A 6,262-nucleotide genomic window follows, 5' to 3' on the forward strand; every position below is an offset into this window, starting at 1 on the left:
CAGCGACTGTATGAGATTAAATTTAGTGCGTCTGTTGACCTGCCTGATTTTGGGCTCAATTTTTATATTGAGCTTGTTCAAACAGTCAAGGTCATTATCAGACAGCATGCCTAAGTCTTTGTTAATTACAGGGAATTTTCCGTCCACACAATCAATATAGATTAGCACTTTGTATTGTTCACATCTAAGTCCTTCTATATCCGTAACAGTAATTGCATCAGCCTTGGGAGGAATTACTGAAATTTCTACTGCATCAATACCTGAAAACAGCATTGCCCTAAAATCAGTTAGGTTGATTCGGTATCCAGATAAAACACTTGCTTCGTTAAAAACAGCATACAGCTTGTCCAGACATTGACGGGCATATGGCTTGAAATCTTCAGTTGCAAAGCCAGAATTATATTTTTCTAGCTTCTTTTCAAGCTCGTTATTCTGTATAAAGTTTTTCAAACAGTCTATATAATCTTCAACTGTTATGCATTTTTTTAAGATTACTTCAAAATCCTTTAGAAGTTTTGCAACTTTAGCCCGTGTTTTTTGTGCTGTTTCAAAATCCGGATCATCTTTTCCAAGAGAAAAATCATCAAAGATATTATGAGTAATGTTAAATTTCAAACAATAATTTTCATAAATGCATGCATCATGATAATTTATGCCGCTGAAATAGTTTTTTGCGATATGAGATGTACCATTGTTATAATGGGTACGAACAGCGTCAATGCAGTCTTTAATAAATCCTATCAAAGGATGAACTGAAAGACCGATTTTATGGTCATAGTTATAGCTAATATTGGCTTCATCCAAAATCGCAAGTTCTTTTATGCCTATATTGCCCACTAACGCAATATCACTAAACTTACCGCCTTCTCTTATGTGGCGCGTTATTATACGGCAGGCTTCGTTTAGCATATTTGATCTTGTATTGGCACGGTATATTCTTATTGGCACAGGATTTTCGAATTGCTCATTATCTCTGTTATTAAGATGTATATAAATATGTCTATGGAAATCAGACATTTCGCTGGTATCAGGCAAAAGGGCAGTATCTACATAAGGATAGTTTTGTATCCCGTCTGACACAGCTGTTAGCAATGTGCCCAAAGAGCATTTATCCAAAATATTTATAAGCGAATAAGCCTGCGGCGTCAGACTGTCAAATCCATAATAATAAAAGTATGCATTTTTAATGTAATCAGAATTTAAAGCGAGTTGTCCCAAAATATCCAGCTTAGAGCCTGAGTCCGCCATTTGGTTTTTGATTAAAAACTCTTCATACTTTTGATAGATATATTTTATATCGTTTAATTTATTATTAAGATGCGGTGTGTCCGTATTTATTTCAAAGTCGGGTTTTATAAGGCAGCTTTTTAATTGAATAATAGTATCATACATCTCTGCGGGGAAACTGCCTTTTAGCATTACGCGGTTGAAGCACAAAAAGTTCTTGCGTCCATGCTGGTCAGTGTTTTCGTCAATTATTCTTCTAATCAGCATTGCTCCTCCGTATCTAGAAAGATATTTGGGCAATCTGCTTTCGTTATATAGCAATCTGTCTAAGGTCATAACCGAAACATCAAAAGAGCCATTTTCGCCCAAATCATTCATCAGCTTTTTTTCTAGACTCAAGGTATATCTATCAGGGGTGATAACTATATGACGGATATTGAGATTTCCTCTTGTTTTTTTTCGGTTTTTCAGCCTTTTGACAAGATAATTATAAGCGGAGATATAATTGACAAACGTTTTAACTTCCATATATGACAATTTTATCAAATTTTTGAAAATTAACAACCCTGGATTGAAATAAATTATAACTTATGTTAGTATTACTTTTGGCAAATAAAGTTTTTGTGTTATAATAAAACAATAAAAATAAAACAATATAATCAAAATCTAGCAAGGAAATTCATATGAAAAAAATTCTTTGGATAATTATAGCTTTATTAGTCGCTATGACCAGTTTTGCCTGCGGAGCTGTGCCACAGACTATTGACATGTTCAAGCCTTGGCAGGGAACTTATGAAAAAGCTGTTTATGATGTGTCTTTTTATTATTTTTTGAAAACAGATCAATCTAATAATGCCAATTTGAGCGATAAAATTGTTAAAGATCCTTTAGAAAACAATGCGCCTAAGATCAAATTTGCAAGCGGAATATTGGAATATATTATTGAACAGGTTGATGAAGAAAAAAACACATGGCAGTTAACAAGCAATTTAACAGTAAATTATCTAAAAGATGAAGATTTATCCAAAGATATTCTTGGCGCTGAATATAAAGATTTTGTTTCAGCTATAAATTATGTAGGCATAAAAAATCTAGGCGTGCAAGATACAATGAACAGTACGGTTGTCTTTAGCATGCAGACCGGAAAATTATTTAGACCTATAAGCGTAACCAAGAAATATAGCGATTTATCAAAAGCAGAGAGTTTGGACAAACCTTATATATTAGAATATTCTTTTGATTACAATACAAGGAAATATACTTATAATCTTAACGGCGAAGAGAAGGCCAAAACATTTAAGGCAAAAGAAGTTAAAAGCGGATATGACAACGAAGAACTTTATTTGTTTGCAAGAGCGTTGGATAAGAAAACTTATGGAAAAGGCGCAACTCTTTCAGTAAGTCCATTTTATAACTGGACAGACTCGATTGGAAGTAAAACGGCAGCAGCTTACACCATAAATATGTCAATAGACGATGAAATTAAGACTATATCTGTAACAGATGCATTCTTGCCTTATGTTCAAGAATTGGTCAACACTGATAATCGTCTGCCCGTTTATGATGTAACTCTAGCAAAAGCTTCCACATATGAATCTGGGCCATCATTAAAAGCTTATTATTCTCAATATGGCATAAATGCCAATAATAGTTATGCTGATAAGCTGATGATAAAAGCAGTACAAAATATTATGGATGTTTCTCAAGTAAGGAGAACATTAGCGGTATCCTATGATATCGCGTCATTAGAAATTAGATAAAAAATTAGATAGTAAAATCATAAAAAACGCCCTTTTATAAGGGCGTTTTTAATTAATCATTATCAGTTGATTTTAATGTGGATTTTTTTGAATAGTTTTTTATTTCCCATATTCTGCTGTTTGGCAAAATAATTGTTTCTCCATTTTCGCCTTTTAAAAATGTAGTTCTCAATTTTATATTTTCCACAGTGCCTTTAAAAGATCCGATCTCAACTTTGTCGCCTACCAAATATCTTTCTTCTCCAAGTATGGTTATGCCGGCGATAAGGTCCTTGAATAAATCCTGACTGGCTAGACCAAAAACTAGTGTGCCTATTCCAGCAGCAGCCAAGACTGTATTTACCATTTTTTGCAGTCCTAAGAAATAGATGATGAAAATGATCATTCCTATCCAGAGGATATATTTTAAAATATTTGCAACCATGACTTTTACAGTCAAGAGCCTGTAAGAGTTTTTTTTGCGCGAAATGATATTAAAAATTACTCTTTTTATTAGACCAAGCAAAAAGCTAAGAAGTACATAAGTAATTAATACTTCCAAAATAAAGATTAATAAATAATACAGTATAAAGCTGCCCCAAAATTCGGGTAAATACATACTTAACCAATTTGTGATATTTTTTGTCATTTGTGTTTTAAACCTCTACTTCAGTTAATAGCTCAAATTTTAATTCAATTTCATCCAATATGTCTATTGGTTGTCTGCCTGTTTCTAAAAATTTTTTAAATTTTTTGTTATGATATTTATTGAAAAGAGGAACAAGCTCAAGAACATCTGCTTTTAATTCCTTACTCTTTTCAAAAATATGTCTTATTTTTTGCTCTATATATTCGGCTGTTTTTTGATTAAGTAATTTAGACTTTTGTACAACATCGTTTTTTCCGATAACCAGAGGAATATCACTTTGCATTACTTCTTCCAAATCTAATTGAATTTTCATATTTATTATTACGGTTGGATTGCTGTCAAATTGTGATTTTATTTTTAATTTTTTATTTATTATACCCAAAGTGATATCACCGTCTCTAAAGTAATATCCGCCGACATCTGATAATTTTATAGAATGAAAAACAGCTTTTTCATTCATCCAATTCATTCCTTCAGTTTCATCTTTATTAAGCTCTGCAATCTTCTTGCCCTTTACAAAAACGTTAGTTTTGCCTTCTAATTTTAATTGAGGAGCTTGACCTTTTTTTTCTTCAGAGCCGCCGCCAGAACTTCCGCCGCTGCTTCCGCCTTCTGAGCCACCACTGCTACCGCTTGATTGAGTAAAGACAGCACCATCATTTTTTATGGGATTAAAAGAACCTTGGCTTCCATCGCCGCCACCGCCGCCGCTTGCATTTTCGCCGCCACCACTGCTGCCGCCAGTACCGCCTTGTCCTTCAGACGGGATTTTTTCTGTTGTCAATAATGGGCAATAGGATGTACCCGTAATACCGTAAACACCTTTTATAAAATCGCGCAATTGTACCGCAGCATAATCATAGCCTCTATTGCTAACGTCAAAAAAGTTAAGCCATCCAATAGGCGATTTTGATTCTAGCTTGTTTAATTCAACTAAAGCTTTGGATGCTTCTTGATCCGATACGGCAACAAGAGCATTCCACGTGATTACATTATTTCTTACCATATAATCAAGAACAGGCATAACATTTTCTTGTTCTACCAAGTCCTTTCCTAGCATTATAAGTGCGCAAGTAGATTCTACTGCCAGTCTAGCCGTCTTGACATAAAGCTGTTCTGCAGCCAGCGAAATTGTTTTGTCCTTGGCAGAAATTATATCTTTATTAGGTTGAGACTTTGAGGGTACGAACAATTGAGCGGTTACTTCATATTCATCACCTTTTTTGTCTATACCCAAAGCAGTTATCATAGCTCGTATATCAATAGAATTTTGATTTTCAGACAATTGAGGGATAAAAAATGCTATAATAACTAGCACAAAAACAACCATTCTTTGTTTTAGAACTTTAAAAGAAAGTTTAACATTGCTCATTGATTTTTAGTCCTTAATTGTTTTTTAAATAGCATATTATTTTTTTGTATCTTTCTTTCTTGCTTTGATGCTATATAAGTCAAAAAAGGCAGTGATAAAGGAAGCAAAATCTGCATTGTGATTATAAAAATCAATTTAAAGCCAGAATTAATAAACTCTAAGACTTTAGCTGCATTAAGATTGAAATAATTATATCCAAAGAATACAGCTATTCCAATAATGCCCAAAACTATATATTTGATAATAGGTTTTTCTTCTAATTCAAATATCACCATTATGCATTGATATAAAATCCAGGTATAAATGATTTTTCTAATCAAAATTGCAATCATCCATATAACTGACAAAATAAAGTCAAATCTTGCTAAGTTCTCATTGCCCAAAAGATGTTGAGACATGTCTATGAGAGAATGTCCTTGTTTTTGGAAAACAGCTATATTTTCATAAAATCCAAAGTACGATATAGAAAACAATATTGTAAAAACTGCCGAAGCAATTAAAGGTAATGATATATTTAAACCGAAGTTTTTTTCAACTTTTACACGTCCTAAAATACAGAATAAGCACAAATAGTCCGCTGCAAAAAACTGGAAATTATAAAATGCTATTACTATTGGTTTGAATCCGTATTCTAAAATGGGTAATACATTACTAAGGTCAGAAGTAGTTATTATTCCAAACATTGTTAAGACCATTACAAAAACTATACCAGGACCCAATATTTCTGTCATTCTGGCAATGCTTCTTATGCCTTTGAAAACACAATACAAACTTACTAGTATTATGGGCGTAATAATCGGTCTCCAGTTAGGGCTAAAAACTACATCGCATGCATACAATGTAAAATCATGATACATAACAGTTAGTCTTATATACACATAAATCGCAAAGATTATTAATATAATTTTTGCTGGGATTTTTCCTAAAGATTTTTCCAAGATTTGGTCTATAGTCAAATCAGGGTTTATTTTTTCACAAATATAAAAAACGGCAAGATGAAAAAAATCAAGTAAATTATATAGAACTATAGCAAGCCATAGATCTCTTCCTACAATTGTAATTATTCTTCCAGGAATAAATACTATGTTGTATATCATTGAAGCTAGGAAAAGCATGTATATGTACTGATGTAAACTTATGTCTTTAGTTGTCTTTTTCACGTATTTTTATTCTCCTTTTATTGATATTAGGTATTGAATACGGTCTTTGGGTATTTTTAATTACTTGTGTTTTTACCATACCATCGCCCAAATCTTCATAAACTTTGGGGGCATA

Annotated in this window: 5 protein-coding genes; 1 reads left to right on the plus strand and 4 read right to left on the minus strand. The window is 32.8% G+C overall.

Translation table 11 applies throughout. From position 1 onward, the window contains the following. A partial coding sequence (locus VIL26_01760; protein ID HEY8389669.1) for a hypothetical protein occupies positions 1 to 1,755 on the minus strand: 1,755 nt, incomplete at its 3' end. 155 nt (positions 1,756 to 1,910) lie between these two features. Here VIL26_01760 and VIL26_01765 point away from each other — a divergent pair. Next, positions 1,911 to 2,987 (plus strand): hypothetical protein, encoded by a 1,077-nt coding sequence (locus VIL26_01765; protein ID HEY8389670.1) that lies wholly within the window; start codon positions 1,911 to 1,913, stop codon positions 2,985 to 2,987. Positions 2,988 to 3,039: 52 nt separating this feature from the next. Here VIL26_01765 and VIL26_01770 read toward each other — a convergent pair whose 3' ends face one another. The 3 genes from VIL26_01770 to VIL26_01780 are packed head-to-tail and all read right to left on the minus strand — an operon-like array spanning position 3,040 to position 6,147. After that, entirely contained in the window at positions 3,040 to 3,615 is a 576-nt protein-coding gene (locus VIL26_01770; protein HEY8389671.1) for a mechanosensitive ion channel domain-containing protein, read from the minus strand. Positions 3,616 to 3,622: 7 nt separating this feature from the next. Beyond that, positions 3,623 to 4,987, minus strand: a complete 1,365-nt coding sequence (locus VIL26_01775) for a Ger(x)C family spore germination C-terminal domain-containing protein (protein ID HEY8389672.1) — start codon at positions 4,985 to 4,987, stop codon at positions 3,623 to 3,625. Continuing rightward, entirely contained in the window at positions 4,984 to 6,147 is a 1,164-nt protein-coding gene (locus VIL26_01780; GenBank protein ID HEY8389673.1) for a GerAB/ArcD/ProY family transporter, read from the minus strand. The genes VIL26_01775 and VIL26_01780 overlap by 4 nt, the downstream gene beginning before the upstream one ends. Positions 6,148 to 6,262: the final 115 nt, after the last annotated feature.

The organism is Clostridia bacterium (assembly GCA_036562685.1).
In the GTDB taxonomy this organism is placed as follows: domain Bacteria; phylum Bacillota; class Clostridia; order Christensenellales; family DUVY01; genus DUVY01.

Bases quoted from the DNA above. Each gene is read 5' to 3' on its own strand.
- VIL26_01765 (HEY8389670.1), top strand. From the start codon at position 1,911: ATGAAAAAAATTCTTTGGATAATTATAGCTTTATTAGTCGCTATGACC.
- VIL26_01775 (HEY8389672.1), bottom strand. From the start codon at position 4,987: ATGAGCAATGTTAAACTTTCTTTTAAAGTTCTAAAACAAAGAATGGTT.
- VIL26_01770 (HEY8389671.1), bottom strand. From the start codon at position 3,615: ATGACAAAAAATATCACAAATTGGTTAAGTATGTATTTACCCGAATTT.